The following is a 23,113-nucleotide window of genomic DNA, read 5'->3' as shown; positions in this document are numbered from 1 at the left end:
ATCGTCACACCGGGGAGCCCACCTGCGGGTGCTACCGGGGTACTCAGGAGCCGGGGGAGACCAGCCCCGTCTCGTACGCCAGTACCACCGCCTGCGCGCGGTCGCGGAGCCCGAGCTTGGTGAACACGCGGCTCACGTGGGTCTTCACCGTCTGCTCGGCGAGCACCAGGTGCGCGGCGATCTCGGTGTTGGACAGCCCGCGGGCCACCAGGCCGAGCACCTCGGCCTCGCGCTCGGTCAGCGCGGCCAGCACCTGGGGGCGGGGGGCGGGCGCGGCGGCGGGGCGGGCGGCCACGAAGTCGGCGATCAGCCGGCGGGTCACCGCGGGCGCGAGCAGCGCGTCCCCGGCCGCGACCACCCGCACCGCGTGCAGCAGCTCGGCGGCCGGCGCGTGCTTGAGCAGGAACCCGCTGGCCCCGGCGCGCAGCGCGTCGTAGACGTAGTCGTCGAGGTCGAAGGTGGTGAGCACCAGCACCCGCGGGTGCGGCGGGTCGCCCGACAGCAGCGCGCGGGTGGCCTCCAGCCCGTCGAGCACCGGCATCCGCACGTCCATGAGCACGACGTCGGGCGCCCGCCCGGCCGCGGCCAGGCCCGCGTGGGTGGCCAGCGCGGCCGCGCCGTCGCCGGCGGTGCCCACGACCTCGACGTCGGGCTGGGCGCCGAGCAGCGCGGCGAAGCCCTCGCGGACCATCTCCTGGTCGTCGACCAGCATCACCCGGATCACCGGCGCGCGACCTCCAGCGGCAGCTCGGCGAGCACCCGGAAGCCGCCGTCGGCGGTGGGGCCGGCGTCGAGGCGCCCGCCGTGCAGCTCGGCCCGCTCCCGCATGCCGGTCAGGCCGTTGCCGGCGCCGGGGGTGCCCGGCACGGCGCCGGGGCCGTTGACCACCTCGATACGCACGGCGCCGCCGTCCTGCCGCACCGTCACCCGCACCGGCGCCCCGGGGGCGTGCTGGGCGGCGTTGGACAGCGCCTGCTGCGCGATGCGGAAGACGCTCAGGCCCAGGCCCGCGGGCAGGTCGAGGTCGGCGACCTCCACCCGCAGGTCGGTGCCCGCCGCGCGGACGCCGGCGAACAACGCGCCGAGGTCGGCGGTGCCCGGCTGGGGCGACCGCTCGGCGTCCTGGTCCTCGGCGCGCAGCACGCCGAGCAGCCGCTGCAGCTCGGTCAGCGCGGTGCGGGCGGTGCCGGCCACCTCGGCGAGCTCCGCGCCGGCCCGCGCGTCCAGCGGGGCCAGGCGGTAGGGCGCGGTCTCGCAGCGCACCGCGATGAGCGACAGGTGGTGGGCGACGACGTCGTGCATCTCCCGCGCGATCCGGGCTCGCTCGGCCAGCGCGCCGCGGGCGGCCTGCGCCTCCGCCGTCCGGGCCTGCTCGGCCTCCAGCGCGCGCCGGGCGTCCCACCGGGCGCCCAGGCTCGCCCCGACCACCAGCGGGGCCAGCACGCCGAGGAACGCCACGGGCAGGGTGAGCCGCAGGTCGACCGGCCACGGCGTCGTCGCGCCGAGCACGACGACGAGCGCCAGCGAGACCACCGCGACGCCGAGCGCCACCCTCCGGGCGCAGGCCCAGGCGACGGCGAGCAGCACCGGGCACCACAGCGTCCACTGCCAGCCCTCGAGGACGGGCGCGGGCGCCGGGGGAGGGGGCAGCGCGTAGCCGACGAGCACGAGGCCGAGCAGCGACAGCCGCCACCCGTCGAGCGGGCGGCGCACCGCGAGCACGAATCCCGCCAGCAGCGGCGCCGCGGTGAGCAGGAACAGGCCGCTGGAGAGCCGGCTCGAGGCGCCCGCCCCCGACGCGGTCAGCCACGTGACGTAGCCGGCGAGCGCGACGACGAGCAGCAGCAGGCGGTCCCAACGCCGCTTGCGGGGCCGCCACGGCGGGCGGCCGGTGTCGACGGCGGTCCACAGCGCCGCGGCGACCGCGCCGGGCACGGGGCGCAGCAGCGGCAGCGACCAGCGCGCTGCGGTGTGGAGGACGGTCATGGCGAGCGCAACCTAGCGCTGCCCGGCGGCTCAGCCCAGGCTGAGCAACCCCTGCAGGTAGGGGTCGACGACGTCGCGGGCGGCGGTGTTGCTGTAGAGGAACCAGACCGCGACCAGCAGGAACGCGGGCGCGAGCACCGCCTTCTCCAGCGTCGTGCCCGTGCGCATCGGCGTCAGGGCCACCCGCTTGCGCTTGAGCAGCCACAGCACCGGCAGCGGCACGCCCTGCTTGGTGATGAGGTCGCCGGCGACGTGGGTGAGCACGCCGAGCGCCACCGCCCACGGCAGCCAGGTCGGCTGCGGCGAGTGGGCCAGCAGCAGCCACGCGCCGCCGAAGGACAGCGCCAGGTTGCCGACGACGGTGTTCTCCGCCCGGCCGGGGATGACGAAGTGCAGCGCCCGCAGCGCCAGCCCGATCGCCAGCGCCATGACCACGAGGCTCGACCAGTAGAGGTTGGCCGCGGCCAGCGCGACCGCGCCGAACGCGATCGGCGCCAGCAGCGCGTCGTGGGTGCCCCAGCGGTGCCCGCCGGACAGCCGGCCGATCGCGCCGGAGGGCACGTCGGTCAGCGGGCCCCACATGTCCGAGACGGTCGAGCCGGAGTGGTCGAGGTCGGGGAGCATGGCGAACCCGCCGGCGGCGGCCACCCACGCGACCTGCGCGACGGTGCCGTCGACCGGGGCCCAGGGGAGCGTCGCCGCGCCGGCGGCCAGGCCGGAGAGCGCGTGGGAGTGACCGAGCACGTGCGCAGCGTCCCGCCTGGTGGGGCGCCGCCGGCGGAGGCGCTCCGTACCGACGATCAGCCGGGATCACCGGCGTGCGTCCTGGGTCACCGTGGGAGGTGAGCCAGGACGCAGCACGATCAGCTCACCTGATCGTGCGTCCGGCGCTCAGTCGTCGTCGACGTCGTCGGTGCCGCCGCGGGCCAGCCACGTGGCGAGCCGCTCGATCGGCACCTCGAAGTCGGGGTTCTGGTCGACGAAGGCCTGCAGCTGGTCGGCCAGCCAGGCGAGGGTCACCTGCTCCCCGCCTCGCCGGTCGGCCAGCTCCTCCAGGCCCCTGTCAGTGAAGTACACGGCCGGGACGTCCTCTGGTGGAGTACACGGACGTCAGCTCGCGAAGGCCTCGGCGACCAGCGCCTTCTGCTCGCTCTCGTGCACCTTCGCCGAGCCCACGGCGGGGCTGGCCGACGCCCGGCGGCTGACCCGGCGCAGGGTGCGGCCACCGAGGTGCTCGGGCAGCTCGAGCGCCATGAACGACCAGCCGCCCATGTTCGCCGGCTCCTCCTGCACCCAGACGAGGTCCTGCGCGTTCGGGTACCGGCCGACCGCCTCGGCGATCTGCTCGGCCGGCAGCGGGTAGAGCTGCTCGACCCGCAGGATCGCGGTGTCGGCGCGGCCCTCGGCCTCGCGCTGGGCGACCAGGTCGTAGGCGACCTTGCCGCTGCACAGCAGCACCCGGCGCACCGCGGCGTCGTCGAGCGGCTCGCCGCCCACGCCCGGGTCGCCGAGCACCGGCCGGAAGGACTCCTCGGTGAAGTCCGCGACCGGGCTGACCGCCGCCTTGGCCCGCAGCAGCGACTTCGGCGTGAACACGACCAGCGGCCGGTGCACGTCGGAGAGCGCCTGGCGGCGGAGCAGGTGGAAGTAGTTGCCCGGCGTCGAGCAGTTGGCGACCGTCATGTTGTTCTCGGCGCACAGCTGCAGGAACCGCTCGATGCGGCCGCTGGAGTGGTCCGGGCCCTGGCCCTCGAGGCCGTGCGGCAGGAGCATCGTCACGCCCGAGCGCTGGCCCCACTTGGCCTCGCCGGAGGAGATGAACTCGTCGATGACCATCTGCGCGCCGTCGACGAAGTCGCCGAACTGCGCCTCCCAGAGGACCAGCGCCTTCGGGTTGGCCACCGAGTAGCCGTACTCGAAGCCGAGCGCGGCGTACTCGGAGAGCAGGGAGTCGTAGACGAAGAACTTCGCCTGCTCCTCGGACAGGTTGCCGAGCGGCGTGTACTCACCGGCGGTCTCGCGGTCGATGAGCACCGAGTGGCGCTGCACGAACGTGCCGCGGCGGGAGTCCTGGCCGGCCAGCCGCACCGGGACGCCCTGCATGAGCAGCGACCCGAAGGCGAGCAGCTCGCCCATCGCCCAGTCGATGCCGCCCTCGCTGACCATCGCGGCGCGCCGCTCGAGCAGCCGCTGCAGCTTCGGGTGCACGGTGAAGTCCTGCGGCAGCGAGACGTGCGCGTCGCCGATCGCCTTCATCACCTCGGGGGTGATGGCGGTGGCGACGGTGCTGACCTGCTGGGCCGGCTGGTCCATGACCGGCTGCGGCTTCGGGGTCTCCGTGGCGTCGTGCGTCTCGGCGAAGGCCCGCTCCAGCTGGTCGCGGTAGTCCTTCAGGGCCTCCTCGGCCTCGCCCAGCGTGATGTCGCCGCGGCCGATCAGCGCCTCGGTGTAGAGCTTCCGGACCGAGCGCTTGCGGTCGATGATGTCGTACATCAGCGGCTGGGTCATCGAGGGGTCGTCGCCCTCGTTGTGCCCGCGCCGGCGGTAGCAGACCAGGTCGACGACGACGTCCTTGCGGAACGCCTGCCGGTACTCGACCGCCAGCCGCGCCACCCGCACGCACGCCTCGGGGTCGTCGCCGTTCACGTGGAAAACCGGCGCGTTGACCATCCGCGCGACGTCGGTCGAGTAGAGGCTCGAGCGGGCCGCGGCCGGGCTGGTGGTGAAGCCGACCTGGTTGTTGATGACGACGTGCACGGTGCCGCCGGTGCGGTAGCCGCGCAGCTGCGACAGGTTCAGCGTCTCGGCGACGACGCCCTGGCCGGCGAACGCCGAGTCGCCGTGCAGCAGGACCGGCAGGACGGTGAAGCCCTGCTCGCCCTTGTCGATCATGTCCTGCTTGGCGCGGACGATGCCCTCGAGGACGGGGTTGACCGTCTCCAGGTGCGAGGGGTTGCTGGCGAGCGAGACGGCGATCTCCGCACCCGGCTGGAACGGGTTGGCGAAGGTGCCCTCGGCGCCGAGGTGGTACTTCACGTCGCCCGAGCCCTGGACGGTGCCGGGGTCGATGTTGCCCTCGAACTCGCCGAAGATCTTCGAGTAGCTCTTGCCGAGCACGTTGGCCAGCACGTTGAGCCGGCCGCGGTGGGCCATGCCGATCGCGACCTCGTCGAGGCCGTGGTCGGTGCCGGCGATGAGCACCTCGTCGAGGATCGGGATGACCGACTCGCCGCCCTCGAGGCTGAAGCGCTTCTGGCCGACGTACTTGGTCTGCAGGAAGGTCTCGAACGCCTCCGCGGCGTTGAGCCGGCCGAGGATGTGCTTCTGCTTCTCCCGGTCGGGCTGCTCGTGCTTGACCTCGATCCGCTTCTGGAGCCACTCGCGCTCCTCGGGATCGGTGATGTGCATGTACTCCACGCCGACGGTGCGGCAGTAAGAGTTGCGCAGGACGCCGAGGATGTCGCGCAGCGGCATGACCTTCTCGCCGGCGAAGCCGCCGACGGGGAAGGGGCGGTCGAGGTCCCACAGGGTGAGGCCGTGCTGGAGGATGTCGAGGTCGGGGTGGCTGCGGACCTTGAACTCGAGCGGGTCCGTGTCGGCCATGAGGTGGCCGTTGCGCCGGTAGGACTCGATGACCTCGATGACCCGGGCTTCCTTGTCGATCTGCCCCTCGCGGCTGACCCGCACGTCGGGCATCCAGCGCACCGGCTCGTAGGGGATGCGCAGCGACCGGAAGACGTCGTCGTAGAAGCCGTCCTCGCCGAGGAGCAGCTGGTGCAGCCGGCGCAGGAAGTCGCCGGACTCGGCGCCCTGGATGATCCGGTGGTCGTAGGTCGACGTCAGCGTGATGATCTTGGAGATGCCGAGGTCGGTGAGCGCCTCGGGGCTCATCCCCTGGAACTCCGCCGGGTACTCCATGGCGCCGACGCCGATGATCGCGCCCTGGCCGGCGGTCAGCCGCGGCACCGAGTGGACGGTGCCGATGGTGCCCGGGTTGGTCAGGCTGATCGTGGTGCCGGAGAAGTCCTCCAGCGTCAGCTTGTTCGCCCGCGCGCGGCGGATGACGTCCTCGTAGGCGCCCCAGAACGCGGCGAAGTCCATCTCCTCGGCGCCCTTGATCGAGGCGACGACGAGGGAGCGCGAGCCGTCGGCCTTGGGCAGGTCGATGGCCAGGCCGAAGTTCACGTGCTCGGGCTGCACCAGGGTCGGCTTGCCGTCGACCTCGGCGAACGCGGCGTTCATGTTCGGGAAGTCGTCGAGCGCCCGGACCAGCGCGTAGCCGATCAGGTGCGTGAAGGACACCTTGCCGCCGCGGGAGCGCTTGAGGTGGTTGTTGATGACGATGCGGTTGTCGGCCAGGAGCTTGGCCGGCACCGCCCGCACGCTCGTCGCCGTGGGCACGGTGAGCGAGGCGTTCATGTTCTTGACGACGCTGGCCGCCGCACCGCGCAACGGCGTGCGCTTCGGGCCCTCGCCGGCCGGCTGCGCCGGCTTCGCCGCGGGCTTCGGCGCGGGGGCGGCGGCGGTCTTCTGGTCGGCACGGTCGGCCGCGCGGTCGACGACGGTGGCCTCGGTGCGCTCGGGCACCGGGGTGGACCGGGCCGGGGCGGGGGTGGCCGGGGCGGCGGGCGCGGCCGCGGTGGGGGCCGAGGCGGCCGCGTCGGCGGCGGCCGGTCGCGCGGCGCCGTTCGAGGGCGCGGCGGCCTGGGCGGAGGCCTGGGCAGGTGCCGGCGCGGGGGCCTGCGGCCGTGCCGGGGCGGCCGCCTGCGCGGGCGCCGGGGCCTGCTCACGGTCGTCGCTGGCGGCGACCGGGCTGCCCGGCCGGTAGTCGGCGAAGAACTCGTGCCACGCCTGGTCCACGCTGGACGGGTCGGCGAGGAACTGCTGGTACATCTCCTCGACCAGCCACTCGTTGGTGCCGAAGCCCGCCACGGCCGAGGAGGCGCCGGTGGTGGACGGCCGGGATGCGTTGTCGCGTGACACGGGGTCGAGTGCCTTCTTCGTCGTCGGTGGGCGTCTCTGGACCGGGGACTGACTCTACGCCCGTCCCTCCCGGCCGACCCGGAGTGCGCAGCCGGTGTGCCGGGCCCGCGGCGGGGCCCGCGCGACCTCCCTCAGCTGCTCGCGCCGGCGGCCACCAGCAGGTCCACCAGCGCGTCGCGGGCACCGGCCCGACCTGCGTCGTCGCGCCGGTGGCGGGCCGCGGCGACCCGGCTGATGTCGAGGGCGCTGGCGCCGTCGCTGGTGGTGGCGTCGACGTCGGCCCCGGCGGCCAGCAGGAGCCGCACGACCTCGGGCGCGTCGCCCTCCGGTCCGGTCCCCGGGCCGGCCGGCGCGCCCGCCGGCGTCCCGGCCGACACCGCCTCGTGCAGCGCGGTGCGCCCGGTGTCGGGGTCGCGGCGGTCGGCGCGGGCCCCGGCGTCGAGCAGCGCGCGCACCAGGTCCGGCCGGCGGGCGGCGGCGGCGGCGGCGAGCGCACCGCCGTCGGGGTCGGCCCCGCGCTCGAGCAGCAGCCGGAGCGTCCCGGCCGCGCCGCCGGCGGCGGCGACGGTCAGCAGGTCCAGGCCGGTGACCGGGTCGGTGAGCGGGGCGCCGCCGTCGAGCAGGGCCGCCAGCCGCGCGGCGTCGTCGAGGTAGGCGGCGGCCGGGGCGTCGACCGGTGCGCCGAGCTCACCGAGCAGCGGCACGAGGTCCGGGGCCTCCAAGACGGCGACGTGCAGCGGCGTGCGGCCGGACTCGGTGCGCGCCCCGAGGTCGGCGCCGGCCGCGGCCAGGTCGCGCACGGCGACGGTCTGCCCGCAGGCGACGGCCACGTGCAGCGGCGTCCAGCCGCTCTCCCCGGCGCGCTCCACCGTGCCGGCCAGCAGCCGCGGCGCCTCGGCCACGGCCGCGCGGACCGCCCCGAGGTCGCCGGCCTCCACCAGCCGGATGAGTCGCTGCACCGTCATGCGGGTGGTCATGCAGGGGGTCCCCGTCCTCGGGAGTCGTGTGCGGGAGCGGCGCCGCGCCCGTGGCCGGGCCGGCGCCGGCGTCGGCGCTCGGGGCGTCGGTGCGGGTGGGCCGGGGCTCAGCTCACGTCGCGGCGGACGGCGAGCAGGGTGCCCAGCAGCGCCGCCACCAGACCGTAGCCGAGCAGCAGCACCGCCCCCTGCCACCGCTCGAGCAGGTCGGGGGCCTCGAACGTCGCTGTCATGGCCTCCAGCGCGCCACCGGGCAGCCACTTGTAGGTGCCGGCGGTCGCGGGGATCGACCGGATGATCGGCTCGATCACGAACAGGTAGACCAGCCCGCCGACGATCGCCCCGACCTGGTTGCGCAGCAGCGCGCCCAGGCCCACGCCGATGACGGCGTAGATCACCAGCGCCAGCCCGCTGTTGCCCAGCACCTGCAGGTTGTCCCCGGTCAGCGACGGTGCCGAGCCCCGCGCGCCCGCGGCGACGAGCACGACGACGTAGTTGACCACCAGCACGAGGAGCGCGAAGGGCACCGCGGCCGCGGCGTAGGCCAGGAGCTTGGCCACGACCACCCGGCCGCGCCGCGGCGTCGTGAGGAAGGTCGGGGTGGCCGTGCGGTGGCGGTACTCCTGGGTCATCCCGATGACGCCGAGGATCAGGAAGAGCACCGTCACGTTGGCGGCGACCGCGAGCGCCAGCTGCTCGTAGGCCGGGGTGCCGACGGCGGGCAGCCCGCTCTCGGGGTTGCCGGCGAAGGCGGTGAACAGGACGGCGAAGCCGATGGTCAGCGCGCACGCGCCGAGCAGCAGCCCGATCCAGACGCGGGTGGTGAACAGCTTGGTCCACTCGGCGCGGACGAGCGCGCTCATCGGGTCGCTCCCTCGGGGGCCGTGGGCCGGTCGGAGGTGGTCGCGTGCTGGTCGGGGGTGCCGGCGGCGTACTGCTCCTGGCCGGCGGTGAGCCGGAAGTAGAGCTCCTCGAGGCCGGTGCTCTCGGCGCGCAGCTCGTGCAGCTCCACCTGCGCGGCGAAGGCCCGGGCCCCGACGTCGGCGGGGCTCGCGCCCTCGACGGTGACCAGCCCGTCGTCGCCGCGGGCGGCGGACAGCCCGCCGGAGGTGAGGACGGCGGCGAGCCGGTCGGCCTCGGGGCTGCGGACGAGCACGGTGCCCGCGCCCTGCGCGCCCGAGCGCAGCTCGGCGATCGAACCCTGCCGCACCAGCCGGCCGGCGCCGACGATGACCACCCGGTCGGCGGTCTGCTCCATCTCGGCGAGCAGGTGGCTCGACACCAGCACGGTGCGGCCCTCGTCGTGCGCCAGGTGCCGGAGGAAGCCGCGCAGCCAGAGGATGCCCTCGGGGTCGAGGCCGTTGGCCGGCTCGTCGAGGACCAGCACCGGCGGGTCGCCGAGCAGCGCGGTGGCCAGCGCGAGCCGCTGCCGCATGCCGAGGGAGTAGCCGCCGGCGCGGCGCCGCCCGGCGGCGGTGAGGCCCACCCGTTCGAGCGCCTCGTCGGCGCGGGCGACCGGCAGGCCCGCGGCGCGGCAGTAGACGCGCAGGTGGTCGCGGCCGGAGCGGGCCGGGTGGAAGGCGGTCTCGAGCACCGCGCCGACGGTGCGCACCGGGTCGGGCAGCGCCGCGTAGGGGACGCCGTCGAAGGTGGCGCGGCCGCTGTCGGGGGTGACCAGGCCGAGGACCATCCGCAGCGTCGTCGTCTTCCCCGCGCCGTTGGGGCCCAGGAAGCCGGTGACGGCACCGGGCTCGACGGTGAACCCGAGGTCGGACACCGCCCGGACCGAGCCGAACGTCTTGGTCAGGCCGGCGACCTCGATCCGCACCGGCCGTGGTCCGGCGGTGGTGCCGCTGGGCATCGGTCCTCCTCGTCTGTGCGTGCACCCCCGTGCGGGAGTCATCCAAGCGCACCCGGCCGACCGTTCCGACCCCTCCGGCCCCCGGGCCGCGGCCTCCACACCGGCCGGCCACCCGCCGTCCACCGGCCGTTCCCCCGCGGCCCCGAGCGGGTGCGCCGCCGTGACCACGGGCACAGCGGGTCCGGCCGGTCACTACAGTGCGGCCGTGAGCGCCTACCGGACGGTCGTCGTCGGTACCGACGGCTCGGACTCCTCCCTGCGCGCGGTCGCGCGAGCGGGCGCCCTGGCCGGCGCGTGCGGTGCCGCCCTCGTCGTGGCCTGCGCGTACCTGCCGACGGAGGAGGACGAGCGGGAGCTCGCGCGGGCCCGGGACGTGCTGCGCGACGAGGCCTACCAGGTGGTCGGCTCGCACCCCGCGGAGGACACCGTCCGCCGGGCGGGGGAGGCGGCGCTGGCCGCGGGCGCGGGGGAGGTGCGCACGGTCGCCGTCGTCGGTTCGCCCGTGGAGGCGCTGCTCGACGTGGTCCGCCGCGAGGGCGCCGACCTGCTCGTCGTCGGCAACCGGGGGCTCGCCGGCATCAAGGGGCGGCTGCTGGGCTCGGTCCCCGCCGACGCCACCCGGCGCTCGGCCTGCGACGTCCTCGTCGTCCACACGACGGGCTGACCCGGAGCCGGACGTGGACCCCGCCGGCCCCGATCCCGACGTCCGGGAGTCGCTGGAGCGCCTGCTGCTGGGCGGGCCGCGCCGGCTGACGCGCCTGGAGGTCGCTGCGGCGGCCGGCATGCCGCCGGAGCGGACCCAGCGGCTGTGGCGCGCGCTCGGCTTCCCCGACGTCGCCGACGACGACCCGGCCTTCACCCTCGCCGACGTCGGCGCGCTGGCGACCGTCTCGGCGCTCATCGACTCCGGCTTCGTCGAGCCGGGGACCGAGGCGTCGATCGCCCGGGCCACCGGGCAGGCGCTGTCGCGGCTGGCCGACTGGCAGACCGACCTGCTCGCCGCCGCGCTGCTGCGCCAGGGGCGGGACGCGGAGGGACCGGTCGACGTCGTCGCCGCGGCCGAGACGCTGCTGCCGCTGCTGGCCCGCACGCAGGACTACGTGTGGCGCCGGCACCTCGCGGCCAACGTGGACCGGCTGATGTCGGCCGGGGCGCCCGGTGACCGCCGCGAGCTCGCCGTCGGGTTCGCCGACCTGGTCGGCTACACCTCGCGCTCCCGCGGGATGGGCGGGCGCGAGCTCGGCGCGATGGTGGAGGCGTTCGAGGCCACCGCGACGGAGGTCATCGCCCGGCACCGGGGCCGGGTGGTCAAGACCGTCGGCGACGGCGTCCTCTACACCGCCGTCTCCGCCGTCGACGCCGTCGAGATCGGCCTGACGCTGCCCGGCGCCTGGGAGGCCGAGGACCGCCCGCCGCTGCGCGTGGGCGTCGCCTACGGGTCCGTGCTCACGCGGCTCGGCGACGTCTACTCGCCGGTGGTGAACCTGGCCAGCCGGCTCACCTCGCTGGCCCGGCCCGGCACGCTGCTCGCCGACCGCGTGCTGGCCGGGCACCTGCGGGGCCTGCGGCAGTACCGGGTGCGCCCGCTCCGGCGGGTGTCGGTGCGCGGCTACGACCACCTGCAGCCCTGGCTGGTGCGCCGCCGGCCGCCGGGAGAGGAGGACAACGCGCTGGAGTCGATGCTCGACGAGATGGCCGACGACGTCCTCGCCGGCGACGCCGAGGACGACGTCCGGGACGACCGCGAGGACGACGCCGGGAACCCGCACGACGGCTGAGCGCGCCCGCGCTACCGTGGTCGCGTGCTGTGACCCGCGGACCCGACGTCGTCCCTCCTCCGACCGTCCTCCCGGGAGCACCCCCATGAGCGCCACCCTCGTCGCGCGCGCCCTCTCCGCCGGCCACGGCGCCCGCGTCCTGTTCTCCGGCCTCGACCTCGTCGTCGCGCCCGGTGACGTCGTCGGCCTGGTCGGCGTCAACGGCGCCGGCAAGTCCACGCTGCTGCGCACCCTGGCCGGCGAGCTGCCCGCCGGCGGCGGCTCGGTGTCGCTCAGCCCGCCGGCGGCGACCGTCGGGCACCTGCCGCAGGAGCGCGACCGCCGCGAGGGCGAGACCGTCGCCGCGGCCGTCGCCCGGCGCACCGGCGTGGCCGCCGCGCAGGCCGCCCTCGACACCGCCACCGCCGACCTCGCCGAGGGGCGGCCCGGTGCCGACGACGCCTACGGCGAGGCGCTGGAGCGGTGGCTGGCTCTGGGCGGCGCCGACCTCGACGACCGGCTCGGGGCGGTGCTCGCCGAGGTGGCCCCCGGCGTCGCGCCGGACGCCTCGATGCCCGCGCTGTCCGGGGGGCAGGCCGCCCGCGTGGGCCTCGCCTCGCTGTTGCTGTCCCGCTACGACCTGCTGCTGCTCGACGAGCCGACCAACGACCTCGACCTGACGGGGCTCGACCAGCTCGAGCGGTTCGTCGCCGGCAACCGCGCCGGCATCGTCGTGGTCAGCCACGACCGCGAGTTCCTGTCGCGCACCGTGACCCGCGTCGTCGAGCTCGACCTCGCCCAGCAGCTGGTGCGGGTGGTCGACGGCGGTTACGAGGCCTACCTCGCCGAGCGCGAGGTGGCCCGGCGGCACGCGCGCGAGGAGTACGAGGAGTACGCCGGGACGCGGGCCGAGCTCGAGGCCCGCGCCCGGATGCAGCGCAACTGGCTGGCCAAGGGCGTGCGCGACGCGGTCAAGAAGAAGAAGGACCCGGACAAGCACATCACCGCGCACAACCGGTCGACGGCGGAGAAGCAGGGCGCCAAGGCCAAGCAGACCGAGCGGCGCATCGAGCGGCTGGAGGTGGTCGAGGAGCCCCGCAAGGAGTGGGAGCTGCGGATGACGATCGCCGCGGCCCCGCGCGCCGGCGCCGTCGTCGCCACCCTGCGCGACGCCGTCGTCCGCCGCGGCGCGTTCACCCTCGGGCCGGTGAGCCTGCAGGTCGACTGGGGCGACCGGGTGGCCATCACCGGCCCCAACGGCTCGGGCAAGACGACGCTGCTCGGCGCGCTGCTGGGCCGGGTGCCGCTGGACTCCGGCAGCGCGTCGCTGGGCCCGGCGGTGCGGCTGGGCGAGGTCGACCAGGCGCGCGGCCTGTTCACCGGTGACCGGCTGCTCCTGGACGCCTTCGGCGCGGAGGTGCCCGACTGGCCCACCGCCGAGGTGCGCACCCTGCTGGCCAAGTTCGGCCTCACCGCCGAGCACGTGCTGCGACCCGCCGCGACCCTCTCGCCGGGCGAGCGCACCCGCGCCGCGCTGGCCCTCCTGCAGGCCCGCGGGGTGAACGTGCTGGTCCTCGACGAGCCGACCAACCACCTCGACCTGCCGGCCATCGAGCAGCTGGAGTCCGCGCTCGCCGCCTACCCGGGCACGCTGCTGCTGGTCACCCACGACCGCCGGATGCTCGACGCCGTGGCCACCACCCGCCGGTTCGCCGTCGAGGACGGCCGGGTCACGGAGTCCTGAGCCTCCGTCGAAGGACCTCCCTGCCCCCCACCGCTCGCGAGCTCGCGGCGGGACCCTGCAGGGAGGCCGGGGAACGGGAGCGGAGGTCAGCTCAGATCTTGGCCGAGTGCCTCGTCGAGGCCGACGGTGGCCATGCCCGACCACGTCTCGTCGACGTGGTGGGCCAGCACCATGAGGTCGCGCAGCTGCCCCTCCCGGTCGCGGACGTGGTCGCGCAGCAGCGCCTCCCCGGTGAAGCCCAGGCCGGTGAACAGCGCCAGCGCGCTGCCCTGCTCGGCGACCACCTCGACGACGAGCTTGGTCAGCCCGTCGCCGACCGCCGTCACCAGGGCGTGCCGGGCCAGCGCCCGGCCGAGGCCCGAGCCGCGGCGGGCGGGGGAGACCACGAGCCGGACCTCGCCGACGTGGGAGGACCAGCCCGTCAGCCGCCGGATCGCCACGTAGCCGGCGACGTCGCCCCCCGGGTCGTCGCCGTCGACGGTGACGAACCGCCGGGCGCTCCCGCCGCCCGACGCCCAGGACCGGACGACGTCGGGGTCGGTCACCTGCTCCTCGATGAAGGTGAGGTCCTCCTCCGGCAGCGACCGGAAGAACCGCAGCAGCGCGTCGCAGTGCGCCTCGCCGAGCTCGACGACGTCCACGCTCACCCCTCCTGCCCGGCGGCGCGGCCGGGCGTGTGCTCGTCGCTGCGCTGGCGCAGGAACCCGATGATCTCCGGCACGGTGGTCTTGGCCGCCGTCCGGCCGACCACCAGCCCCATGTGCCCGGCGTGCAGCCGCAGCTCGTGCTTGTCCTCCGACCCGACCAGGTCGATCAGGGGCGCCGTGGCCGCCGGCGGGACGATGTGGTCGCGGTCGGCGCGCACGGTGAGGAACGGCAGCCGGATGTCGGACAGGTGCACGCGGTCCCCGCCGACGGTCAGCCGGTCGGTGACCATGCCGTTGTCGCGCACGAGCATCTGCACGGTCTCCCGCGCGGCCGCGCCGGGGAACGGGATGTGGTCGTCGGACCAGCCGGTCATCGCCTGGTAGGCCGCCACGTACTCGTCGTTCCAGAGCCGCTCCCACAGCGTCACGTAGCGGGTGACCTCGGCGGTGGGGGTGAGGGTGCGGAAGCCCTGGACGACGATGCGCGGGGGGACGTTGCCGTTCTCGTCGACCACGTCGTCGACCTCCATCCCGCCGCTGCGGAAGATGTCGGCCATCGGCCCCATCTCCGTGAAGTCGACGGGGGTGGCCAGCACGCTCAGGCTGCGCACCGGGGCGTCGGGGTGGTGCGCGGCGTAGAGGAGCGAGAGGTCGCCGCCGAAGCAGTAGCCGAACAGGTTGACCTCGTCGGCGCCGGAGATCTCCCGCACCCGGTCGACGGCCGCGGGGACGTAGTCGTCGACGTAGTCCTCGAGGCGGTTCTGCGCGTCGCGCTCGTCGGGCTCGCCCCAGTCGACCATGTAGACGTCGAAGCCGGCGTCGAGCAGCTGCTCGACGAAGGAGTTCCCCGGCGTCAGGTCGAGGATGTAGCTGCGGCTGATCAGGCTGAACACGATGAGCAGCGGCGGCGAGTACCGCACCTTCTCGCTGCGGTAGTGCCACAGCTGGGTGCGGCCGCGCTGCCAGACGACGTCCTTGGGCGTGAGCCCGACGCCGGGCCGGTCGACGCCGGCGGCGAGCTTGATGCCGTTACGCGCGCGGAGGGCGTTGCGCTCGACGTCGCGGCGCACGCGGTCGAGCACCGCCTGGGGAGTGGGGACCGTCGGCATCGGGCTCCTCCGGGGTGGGGTCGGCGGCACGGGCACGTCGTTCGTTCTCCAGCTGCACGGTCAGCCGGCGCACCTCGCGGTCCAGCGCGCCGATCTGCGCCCGCAGCCGCGCCAGGTCGCTGCCGGCGGGCAGGTTGACCAGGTGCCAGGCGCGGGCGGACACCCCGCGCGCGGTGTCGCGCGCCATCGTCTGCGCGCGGCGCAGCAGGGTGACGCCGGTGGCGAACCCGGGGGTCCGCACCAGGTTCTCCGCGTGGGGGGTCACCGCCCTCTCGGCGGCGTCGAACGCCTGCCGCCACAGCGGCGTGCCCGGTGGCTGTGCCGACGTCATGCCGACTCCCTCCCCGCGGGTCCTGCTGCCCGCGCAGCACCCCCTACCCGCCCGGGCGGTGATGTACCGCACAGCCCGGATACGGTCCCGGGGACGGCATGGTCGGCGAGGGGAGTGCACGGTGGCGGACAAGAGCGTCCTGGACATGTTCCGGCTCGACGGCAGGGTGGCGATCGTGACGGGGGCGTCCTCGGGGCTGGGCGTGGTGTTCGCCCGGGCGCTGGCGCAGGCCGGGGCCGACGTCGCCCTCGGTGCCCGCCGCGAGGACCGCATGGCCGCGACGCGGGAGGCGGTCGAGGCGGAGGGCCGGCGGGCGATCACCGTGCGCACGGACGTCGCGCGGGTGGAGGACTGCCAGGCGCTGGTCGACGCCACGATGGCGGAGTTCGGGCGTGTCGACGTCCTGGTCAACAACGCCGGCATCGGCACCGCCGCGCCGGCCACCCGCGAGAAGCCGGAGGAGTTCCGGTCGGTCATCGACGTGAACCTCAACGGCTGCTACTGGATGGCCCAGGCCTGCGGGCGCGTGATGCAGCCGGGCAGCTCGATCGTCAACATCTCCAGCGTGCTGGGGCTGACCACCGCCGGGCTGCCCCAGGCGGCGTACGCGGCGAGCAAGGCGGGGCTGATCGGCCTGACCCGCGACCTCGCGCAGCAGTGGACCGGCCGCAAGGGCATCCGGGTCAACGCGCTGGCGCCGGGCTTCTTCGCCTCGGAGATGACCGACCAGTACCCCGAGGGCTACCTCGACCAGCAGATGGGCCGGGTCCTCGCCGGCCGCGCCGGCGACCCGATGGAGCTCGCGGCCGCCCTCGTCTTCCTCGTCAGCGAGGCCGGCGGCTACGTCACCGGGACGACGATCCCGGTGGAGGGCGGCATGCTCACCAGCTGAGCCCGGTCCGGGGCCCCGCCGCGCGCCGGGGCCCCGGGAGGTCAGGCCCGCTCGACCCGGTCGACCAGCGCGGCGACCCGGTCGACGATCTGCGGCCACACCTCGCGCGGCAGGTCGTGGCCCATCCCGTCGACGACGAGCAGCTCGGCGCCGGGGATCGCCGCCGCCGTCGCGCGGCCGCCGGAGACGTCCACCAGCGCGTCCTGCTCGCCGTGCACGACCAGCGTGGGGACGGCGACCGACGCCAGGTCGGCGGTGCGGTCGGGGCTGGCGAGGATCGCGGCGAGCTGGCGGGCGACGCCGGCCGGGTCGTGGGCGCGGTCGAAGGACAGCCCGGCGCGCTCGCGCAGGCCGGCCTCGTCGAACTCGAAGCCCGGCGAGCCGATGACGCGGTAGGTGTCGACGGCGCGCTGCAGCGCGGACTCCCGGTCGGTGGCCGGCGGGGCGAGCAGGACGCCCATCGCGGCCTCGGCGGGGGAGCCGACGGCGGGGTCGCCGGTCGTCGACATGATCGAGGTCAGGCTGCGCACCCGCTGCGGGTACCGGATGGCCAGCGTCTGGGCGATCATCCCGCCCATCGAGGCGCCGACGACGTGCGCGCTGTCGAGGCCGAGCGCGTCGAGCAGGCCCGCGGTGTCGTCGGCCATGTCGGCCAGCCGGTAGGCGACGCGGCTGTGGTCGCCGCCCATGACGGCGAGCACGTCGGGCGCGCCGGCGTCGTGGAGGTGCGTGGACAGGCCGATGTCGCGGTTGTCGAACCGGACGACGTACAGGCCGCGGTCGGCGAGCATCCGGCAGAACCCGTCGGGCCAGCCGACCATCTGGGTGGCCAGGCCCATGACCAGCAGCAGCGGTGTGTCCTCGGGCGAGCCGAAGGTCTCGTAGGCGATCTCGACGTCGCCGGCGCGGGTGGTCTGCACCCCGGTGTGCTCCATGCGGCGACGCTAAACCGGCACCGCACAGGACCGTCGGGCGGCTCGGTGCCGGCCGTGACCGGGCACACGGGAACCGCGGCGGCGCGCGCGGCGACCAGAGGGGGGAGAGGTGCGGCCCGCCGCACCCGACCACCGACCCGAGGAGAACCGTGTCCCGCACCATCCACCGGCTGGCCGTCGTCCTGGCGGCCGGCCTGGCCGCGCTCCTGGCGACCGCCGGGGTCGCCTCGGCGCACGTGACCGTCTCGTCGCAGGACGCGGCCGCCGGCGGCTACGGGAAGCTGACCTTCCGCGTGCCGAACGAGAGCGACACCGCCAGCACCGTGGCCGTCCGCATCTCCGTCCCGGAGGAGGCCGCGATGGCCTCGCTGCGGGCCATGCCGGTGCCCGGCTGGACGGTGTCGACCACCCGGGCGCAGCTGGCCGAGCCGCTGGAGTCCCACGGCCAGGAGATCACCGAGTACGTCTCCGTCGTGGAGTTCCGCGCCGAGGAGGGCCAGGGCATCGGCCCCGGCGAGTTCCTGGAGTTCGCGCTGTCCGGCGGCCCGTTCCCGGACGCCGACGAGGTGAGCTACCCGGCCGTGCAGACCTACAGCGACGGCACGGAGGCCGCCTGGATCGAGCCCACGGTCGGCGGCGAGGAGCCCGAGTACCCGGCGCCGGTGCTGACACTGGCCGGTGCCGCGGCCGCCGACGGCGACGGCGGCGGCAGCGACGCCCCCACCACCGACGTCGCCGAGGCCTCCGCGAGCGGCGACGGCGGCTCCGGGACCGCCACGACCGCGCTGGTGCTCGGCGTCGTCGGCGCGGTCACCGGCGTCGCCGGCCTGGCGCTGGCCTGGACCACGCGCCGGCGCACCCCCACCGCCTGAGCCGGCCGCGGCGGCTCACCTCCTGGGGAGCCGCCGCTCAGGCGACCCGGACCGCCAGGTGCGGCGGCACCTCCCCGCCGTGCAGGAGCGCGGCGAGGACCTCCACGCCGTCGACCAGCCGGGGGCCGGGGCGGACGACCACCGCGTTGCCGTCGACCGCCCAGACCGGCACGCCGGGCAGCCGGCCCGCGACGTCGGCCGCCTGCCCGGCGGCCCCGTCCAGGCCGAAGCCGCAGGGCGCGACCACGACGACGTCGGGGCGGGCCGCTTTGAACTCGGCCCAGGGGACCGGCGCCGACCGCTGCCCGGGGCGGCACGCCACCGGCTGCCCGCCCGCGGCGGTGACCAGGTCGGGGACCCAGTGCCCGGCCGGGAACGGCGGGTCGACCCACTCGACGACGGCCACCCGCGGGCGGGGCCGCCCGGCCACCCGGCGCGCGACGGCGTCCAGCCGGGCGCGCAGCGACGCCACGAGCTCCGCGGCCCGCGGCGCGGTGCCGGTGCGCTCGCCGACGGTGGTGATGGTGGCCAGGACGTCCTCGAGGGTGTGCGGGTCGAGGGTCACCACGTCGGCGCGGCAGCCGAGGTGCGCCAGCGCGTCGTCGACGGAGCCCGCCGGCAGCGCGCAGACGCGGCAGAGGTCCTGGGTGAGGACGACGTCGGGGTCCAGCGCCGCGAGGGCGCCGGCGTCCAGCGTGTAGAGGTCCTCCCCGGCGGCGACGCGGGCGCGGACGGCGGCGTCGACGTCCGCCGGCGTCATCCCCGCGGTGTCCAGCCCGCCGACGACGACGGTCTTCTCGGCGCGGGCCCGCGGCGGCTCGTCGCACTCGAACGTGACGCCGACGAGCTGCTCGCCGAGGCCCAGGGCGTAGACGATCTCGGTCGCCGACGGGAGCAGGGAGACGACCCGCACGGGCCGGCCCGGTGTCAGCGGGCCCGGGGGCCGGGCGCGAGGCGCTGCTGCACCCGGCGGGCCAGCGCGCGGGCCACCCGCAGCGCGGGCGGCTCGCTGCGGTACCGGCGGGCGGCGCCTGTCGGCCCCCCGACGGCGGACTCGACGGCGGCCAGGCGCGTCTCCAGGTCGAGCACCCGCGCGTCGACCGGGACCGGGCGGGCCGGCGCGGCGGCCAGCTGGGCGAGCCCCTCCGACAGGCCGGACACCAGGTCGGCGGCCTCGTCGGGCCGCAGCTTCACGGTGCCGACGCACACGTCGTCGCGCCAGATGCTCAGGTTGAGCAGCCCCTGGGCGGCGTGCGCCGAGACGCGGACCGCGCGGGTCCGGTCGCGCGCGTCCCAGACCCACCTCCCGCGCGAGGGCAGTGCGGTGACCGTCATCACCCGATCATCGACCACCGGGGGCCGCACGGCCAGGAGGACCGCCCGGCGGGGTGCCGCGCACCGGCACGGTGCATGGACCCGCAGGTCCGGGGGGTAGGGGGGCGCCGCGGCGCGCTCGCGCCGGAGGACCGCGGGGGTGGGTGGGCGAGTGGTGCAGCGCGGCGGAGCAGACGCCGACCGGCTGGTCGGCGACGCCTCCGCCGTCCGCGTCGCCTACGACCAGATGCCGCTGATCCTGTGCGTCTACGGCGGCCCGGAGCACGCCGTCGTCGCGGCGAACGGCGCGATGCGGGCGTTCTTCGGCCGCGACGACCTGGTCGGCCTGCCGATCCGCGACGCCCTGCCCGAGCTGGAGGGGCAGCACATCTTCGAGCTCCTCGACGAGGTGTTGGCGACCGGCCGCGACCGGGTGGCCCGGGAGTGGCGGCTGCAGGTGGACCCCGGCGGTACCGGGGAGCTGCAGGAGGTGTTCCTCGACTTCCACCTCGCGCCGACCCGCTCGGCCGACGGCGAGGTCGACGGCGTGGCCACCTTCGCCCACGACGTCACCGAGCAGGTGCTCGCCCGGCAGGCGGCGCAGGAGCAGGCCGCCGACGCCGAGCGGCGCTTCCGGGACGCGCGGGCCCTGGTCACGACGCTGCAGGAGGCACTGCTGCCGGCCACCCTGCCGGTGCTGCCCGGTGCCCGGATCTCCGCCCGGTACCTGGTGGCCGCGGGCGACCAGGTGGCCGGCGGCGACTGGTTCGACGCGATCCCGCTGCCCGCGGGGACCGTGGCGCTCGTCGTCGGCGACGTCGTCGGGCACGGGGTGGCGGCCTCGGCGGCCATGGGCCAGCTGCGCGCGGTCCTCGGCGACGCGCTGCTCGCCGGCCTCGGACCCGCCGAGGCGCTCGCCCGGGCCGACGCCTTCGCCGCGCGCAACCCGCGGCTGCACGCCGCGACCGTGGCGCTCGTCGTCCTGGACCCGGCGACCGGCGCCCTCCGCTACGCCTGCTGCGGCCAGCCGCCGCCCCTCGTGGTCGACGAGGAGGGGACGACCCGCTTCCTCGCCCCCGGGGCGGCGGGACCGCTGGGCACCGCCGCCCCGGGCTCCGTCCCCGAGATCACCGACGACGTCCTCGCCCCCGGCGAGACGGTGCTCCTGTACAGCGACGGGCTCATCGAGCGGCCCTTCCGCAGCATCGCCGACGGCATGGCCGAGCTCGCCGGCGTCGCCTCCGACGCGGCCGCCAACCGGGCCCTCCCGCTCGGCGCGCCGGGCACCCCCGACGAGCGGCTGTGCCGGCTGACCGTCGAGCTGCTCACCCGCACCGGCTACGACGACGACGTCACCACGCTGGCCGCCCACCGCCTGCCGGTGCCCGTGCCGCCCCTGCACGCCGACTCCGGCACGGCCCGCGACGAGGTGCGCCGGCTGCGGCGGACCGTCGACGCGTGGCTCGACGAGCTCGACCCGGCCGCCGACGACCGGGGCGCGGTCGAGCTCGCCGTGTGGGAGGCGGTGGCCAACGCCGTCGACCACGCCTACCCGCGCGGCGAGACCGGCCCGGTCCGGCTCGACGCGGTGCTGCTGCCCGACGGGGTGCTCGAGTGCCGCGTCGCCGACGAGGGGCGGTGGCGCGACCCCGACCCGGGCGCCTCGCACCGCGGACGCGGGCTGCTGCTCGCCCAGCAGCTCACCGACTCGCTGCACGTGCAGCGCTCCGACGGCGGCTCGGGGACCGTGGTCACGCTCCGGCACCGGCTCCACCGGCCGGCGATGCTCGGCGCCGACGCCGACGCCGGCCCGGGCGCCGCCGCGCCGCCCCGCGAGCCCTTCGGCGTGGTGCCCGGGGAGCCCGACGGCACCCCCGGCGCGGTGCGGTTGCGGGTGAGCGGGCCGGTCGACGTCACCAGCGTCGACGAGCTCGACCGCACGGTGGCGGCCGCCACCCGCGGCGGCGTGCTGTCGCTGACCCTCGACCTGTCCGCGGTCACCCTGCTGGCCAGCGCCGGAGTGCAGGTCCTGCACCGCGTGCGCGACCAGCTCGCCGGGCACGGCCGCGAGCTCGTGCTGCTCGCGCCGCCGGGCAGCGCGGCCCGGGCGGTGCTCGACCTGGTGCGGCTGCCCGCCGCGGGCTGAGGCGCCACAGGCCTGTGATCGCTACGCTCCGCCGGCACGGCCGGGCCGACGGAGCGGGGGCAGCGTGGCGGGAGCGTCGGACGACGAGGTGAGGCGGTTCGCCGAGGGCCTGCAGTCGCTGCTGAACTGGCTGCACGCCCCGGCGCAGGGGGCCAACGAGGTCGTGGCCCTCGTGCGGGGGTCGCTCGGCGCGGCGGGGCTGGCGGAGTCCGTCGTCTCCCGGACGCTGTCGGGCTTCGAGCACGTCAACCTGCAGACGGCGCTGGACGCCTGGACGGCCGCCGAGGGGCGCACGGTCGAGGTGCACGGCGTCGTCCTCCCGCCGCACTACGGCGACATCTCGCTGCAGCAGCTGATGACCGGCGAGGCGCTGCCGCCGGTGCGGCTGTCCGCCCCGACGGTGGTCGACCTGCCCGACGGCCCCGGCTCGACGCTCGCGTGCCTGCGGCTGGCGCTGCTGCTGGTCACGGACGACACCGGGCGCTACGTGCTCCTCGTGCAGGGCCCCGGCGAGCACCGGCCCACCCTGTCGGTGGAGGTGGCGGGGCTGCCGGTCCGCGCGGCGCAGGAGGTGCTGGCCGAGCTCGACCGGCTGCGCCGCGAGCGCAACGTCTACCGCGGGCAGCTGGTCGAGGTGACGCCGACGCCGATGGGCGGCGTCGAGCTCACCTTCCTCGAGCCGCCGGGCCTGACCCGCGACGACGTCGTGCTGCCCGCCGTCGTCCTGGACCGGGTCGAGCGGCACGCCGTCGGGGTGGCCGAGCACCGCGCGGGCCTGCGCGCCGCCGGCCAGCACCTCAAGCGCGGCCTGCTGCTCTACGGCCCGCCCGGCACCGGCAAGACGCACACCGTGCGGTGGCTGCTCGGCCGGATGGACGACTACACCCGGCTGCTGCTCACCGGCCGCTCCCTCGGGGCGATCGGGGCGGTCGCCGAGCTCGCCCGCGAGCTGCAGCCGGCCGTCGTCGTCCTGGAGGACGTCGACCTGGTGGCCGCCGAGCGTTCGTTCGGCCCCGGCGGCAGCCCCGTGCTGTTCGACCTGCTCGACGCCATGGACGGCGCCGCCCCCGACGCCGACCTGCTGTTCGTGCTGACCACCAACCGGGCCGACCTGCTCGAGCCCGCCCTCGCCGCGCGGCCGGGGCGCATCGACGTCGCGGTCGAGGTCGGCCTGCCCGACGCCGCCGCCCGCCGTGACCTGCTGCGGCTCTACGGCCGGGCGGTGCCGCTGCAGCTCACCGGCGACGACGTCGAGCGGGCCGTCGAGCGCACCGACGGGGTGACGGCGTCGTTCCTCAAGGAGCTGCTGCGCCGCGCGGTGCTCGAGGCGCTGCACGAGCAGGACCCGGTCGAGGTGGTCACCGGGGCGCACGTCGACCGCGCCCTCGACGACCTGCTCGACTCCACCCAGCAGGTCACCCGGGTGCTGCTCGGCGTGGGCGCCGAGGAGGTCGTCGCGGCGGCCGACGACCTCGACGGCGGCCCGCGGCCCGGGCTCGCCCCGCCCGACGCCTTCCCGGGCGGCTGGGTCGCCCACCCGGGCTGACCGCCGTCGGCCC

At 76.2% G+C, this 23,113-nt stretch carries 21 protein-coding genes; 7 read left to right on the top strand and 14 right to left on the bottom strand.

All coding sequences use genetic code 11. From position 1 onward, the window contains the following. Positions 1-43 precede the first annotated feature (43 nt). The 8 genes from ACI78R_RS05060 to ACI78R_RS05025 form a co-directional block, all read right to left on the bottom strand. Positions 44-724, bottom strand: coding sequence for a response regulator (locus tag ACI78R_RS05060; RefSeq protein ID WP_457039864.1), 681 nt, complete (start codon positions 722-724; stop codon positions 44-46). After that, positions 721-1,986: a sensor histidine kinase gene (locus ACI78R_RS05055; protein ID WP_457039863.1), complete on the bottom strand. Its 1,266-nt coding sequence runs from the start codon at positions 1,984-1,986 to the stop codon at positions 721-723. The genes ACI78R_RS05060 and ACI78R_RS05055 overlap by 4 nt, the downstream gene beginning before the upstream one ends. A gap of 30 nt (positions 1,987-2,016) precedes the next feature. Further along, entirely contained in the window at positions 2,017-2,730 is a 714-nt protein-coding gene (locus ACI78R_RS05050) for a metal-dependent hydrolase (protein ID WP_073421658.1), read from the bottom strand. 147 nt (positions 2,731-2,877) lie between these two features. Further along, the gene (locus tag ACI78R_RS05045; protein ID WP_073421659.1) at positions 2,878-3,063 is read right to left on the bottom strand and encodes a DUF6104 family protein; all 186 of its coding nucleotides are present in this window, start codon (positions 3,061-3,063) and stop codon (positions 2,878-2,880) included. Positions 3,064-3,096: 33 nt separating this feature from the next. Further along, positions 3,097-6,969 carry a multifunctional oxoglutarate decarboxylase/oxoglutarate dehydrogenase thiamine pyrophosphate-binding subunit/dihydrolipoyllysine-residue succinyltransferase subunit gene (locus tag ACI78R_RS05040; protein WP_457039862.1) on the bottom strand — a complete coding sequence of 1,291 codons (3,873 nt, stop codon included), beginning with the start codon at positions 6,967-6,969 and terminating at the stop codon, positions 3,097-3,099. 131 nt (positions 6,970-7,100) lie between these two features. Next, positions 7,101-7,946, bottom strand: coding sequence for an ankyrin repeat domain-containing protein (locus ACI78R_RS05035; RefSeq protein WP_457039861.1), 846 nt, complete (start codon positions 7,944-7,946; stop codon positions 7,101-7,103). 107 nt (positions 7,947-8,053) lie between these two features. Then, a complete protein-coding gene (locus ACI78R_RS05030; protein ID WP_073421662.1) occupies positions 8,054-8,809 on the bottom strand; it encodes an ABC transporter permease in 756 nt (251 codons plus the stop codon). After that, positions 8,806-9,807, bottom strand: coding sequence for an ABC transporter ATP-binding protein (locus ACI78R_RS05025; RefSeq protein WP_457039860.1), 1,002 nt, complete (start codon positions 9,805-9,807; stop codon positions 8,806-8,808). Before ACI78R_RS05025 ends, ACI78R_RS05030 begins: the two co-directional genes overlap by 4 nt. Before the next feature lie 205 nt (positions 9,808-10,012). Between ACI78R_RS05025 and ACI78R_RS05020 the strand changes: the two genes are divergently transcribed. From ACI78R_RS05020 to ACI78R_RS05010, 3 genes are all read left to right on the top strand, one after another. Further along, a complete protein-coding gene (locus ACI78R_RS05020; RefSeq protein ID WP_457039859.1) occupies positions 10,013-10,471 on the top strand; it encodes a universal stress protein in 459 nt (152 codons plus the stop codon). A gap of 13 nt (positions 10,472-10,484) precedes the next feature. Continuing rightward, positions 10,485-11,585 carry an adenylate/guanylate cyclase domain-containing protein gene (locus ACI78R_RS05015; RefSeq protein ID WP_457039858.1) on the top strand — a complete coding sequence of 367 codons (1,101 nt, stop codon included), beginning with the start codon at positions 10,485-10,487 and terminating at the stop codon, positions 11,583-11,585. Positions 11,586-11,670: 85 nt separating this feature from the next. Further along, positions 11,671-13,308 carry an ABC-F family ATP-binding cassette domain-containing protein gene (locus ACI78R_RS05010; RefSeq protein ID WP_457039857.1) on the top strand — a complete coding sequence of 546 codons (1,638 nt, stop codon included), beginning with the start codon at positions 11,671-11,673 and terminating at the stop codon, positions 13,306-13,308. Between the two features lie 86 nt (positions 13,309-13,394). Here ACI78R_RS05010 and ACI78R_RS05005 read toward each other — a convergent pair whose 3' ends face one another. The 3 genes from ACI78R_RS05005 to ACI78R_RS04995 are packed head-to-tail and all read right to left on the bottom strand — an operon-like array spanning position 13,395 to position 15,395. Next, positions 13,395-13,949: a GNAT family N-acetyltransferase gene (locus ACI78R_RS05005; RefSeq protein ID WP_073421667.1), complete on the bottom strand. Its 555-nt coding sequence runs from the start codon at positions 13,947-13,949 to the stop codon at positions 13,395-13,397. A 2-nt stretch (positions 13,950-13,951) separates the two neighbouring features. Next, positions 13,952-15,064, bottom strand: coding sequence for a PHA/PHB synthase family protein (locus ACI78R_RS05000; protein WP_073421668.1), 1,113 nt, complete (start codon positions 15,062-15,064; stop codon positions 13,952-13,954). Further along, complete coding sequence (locus tag ACI78R_RS04995) at positions 14,985-15,395, bottom strand: hypothetical protein (RefSeq protein ID WP_457039856.1); 411 nt, start codon at positions 15,393-15,395, stop codon at positions 14,985-14,987. The genes ACI78R_RS05000 and ACI78R_RS04995 overlap by 80 nt, the downstream gene beginning before the upstream one ends. A gap of 121 nt (positions 15,396-15,516) precedes the next feature. On the opposite strand from ACI78R_RS04995, the gene ACI78R_RS04990 reads away from it, so the two are divergent. Then, positions 15,517-16,287: an SDR family NAD(P)-dependent oxidoreductase gene (locus ACI78R_RS04990; RefSeq protein ID WP_217651296.1), complete on the top strand. Its 771-nt coding sequence runs from the start codon at positions 15,517-15,519 to the stop codon at positions 16,285-16,287. Positions 16,288-16,328: 41 nt separating this feature from the next. Here the strand turns inward: ACI78R_RS04990 and ACI78R_RS04985 are convergent, their stop codons facing one another. Next, a complete protein-coding gene (locus tag ACI78R_RS04985; RefSeq protein WP_457039855.1) occupies positions 16,329-17,222 on the bottom strand; it encodes an alpha/beta fold hydrolase in 894 nt (297 codons plus the stop codon). A 149-nt stretch (positions 17,223-17,371) separates the two neighbouring features. On the opposite strand from ACI78R_RS04985, the gene ACI78R_RS04980 reads away from it, so the two are divergent. Continuing rightward, entirely contained in the window at positions 17,372-18,094 is a 723-nt protein-coding gene (locus tag ACI78R_RS04980) for a YcnI family protein (RefSeq protein WP_457039854.1), read from the top strand. Positions 18,095-18,131: 37 nt separating this feature from the next. On the opposite strand, the gene ACI78R_RS04975 is transcribed toward ACI78R_RS04980, so the two are convergent. Together ACI78R_RS04975 and ACI78R_RS04970 are read right to left on the bottom strand one after the other, a co-directional pair. Further along, entirely contained in the window at positions 18,132-19,007 is an 876-nt protein-coding gene (locus ACI78R_RS04975; protein WP_457039853.1) for a cobalamin-binding protein, read from the bottom strand. A 14-nt stretch (positions 19,008-19,021) separates the two neighbouring features. Further along, positions 19,022-19,429, bottom strand: a complete 408-nt coding sequence (locus ACI78R_RS04970) for a hypothetical protein (RefSeq protein ID WP_457039852.1) — start codon at positions 19,427-19,429, stop codon at positions 19,022-19,024. A gap of 139 nt (positions 19,430-19,568) precedes the next feature. Here ACI78R_RS04970 and ACI78R_RS04965 point away from each other — a divergent pair, with 139 nt between their 5' ends. Next, positions 19,569-21,554, top strand: a complete 1,986-nt coding sequence (locus tag ACI78R_RS04965) for a SpoIIE family protein phosphatase (protein ID WP_457039851.1) — start codon at positions 19,569-19,571, stop codon at positions 21,552-21,554. Between the two features lie 64 nt (positions 21,555-21,618). Next, positions 21,619-23,100 carry an AAA family ATPase gene (locus ACI78R_RS04960; protein ID WP_457039850.1) on the top strand — a complete coding sequence of 494 codons (1,482 nt, stop codon included), beginning with the start codon at positions 21,619-21,621 and terminating at the stop codon, positions 23,098-23,100. Positions 23,101-23,113: the final 13 nt, after the last annotated feature.

It is taken from the genome of Geodermatophilus sp. SYSU D01106, from assembly GCF_054049995.1.
This window is presented reverse-complemented; position numbering and strand designations above follow the sequence as displayed.

Bases quoted from the DNA above. Each gene is read 5' to 3' on its own strand.
- ACI78R_RS05055 (WP_457039863.1), bottom strand. From the start codon at position 1,986: ATGACCGTCCTCCACACCGCAGCGCGCTGGTCGCTGCCGCTGCTGCGC.
- ACI78R_RS05035 (WP_457039861.1), bottom strand. From the start codon at position 7,946: ATGACCACCCGCATGACGGTGCAGCGACTCATCCGGCTGGTGGAGGCC.
- ACI78R_RS05030 (WP_073421662.1), bottom strand. From the start codon at position 8,809: ATGAGCGCGCTCGTCCGCGCCGAGTGGACCAAGCTGTTCACCACCCGC.
- ACI78R_RS05025 (WP_457039860.1), bottom strand. From the start codon at position 9,807: ATGCCCAGCGGCACCACCGCCGGACCACGGCCGGTGCGGATCGAGGTC.
- ACI78R_RS05010 (WP_457039857.1), top strand. From the start codon at position 11,671: ATGAGCGCCACCCTCGTCGCGCGCGCCCTCTCCGCCGGCCACGGCGCC.
- ACI78R_RS05000 (WP_073421668.1), bottom strand. From the start codon at position 15,064: ATGCCGACGGTCCCCACTCCCCAGGCGGTGCTCGACCGCGTGCGCCGC.
- ACI78R_RS04995 (WP_457039856.1), bottom strand. From the start codon at position 15,395: ATGACGTCGGCACAGCCACCGGGCACGCCGCTGTGGCGGCAGGCGTTC.
- ACI78R_RS04985 (WP_457039855.1), bottom strand. From the start codon at position 17,222: ATGGAGCACACCGGGGTGCAGACCACCCGCGCCGGCGACGTCGAGATC.
- ACI78R_RS04970 (WP_457039852.1), bottom strand. From the start codon at position 19,429: ATGACGGTCACCGCACTGCCCTCGCGCGGGAGGTGGGTCTGGGACGCG.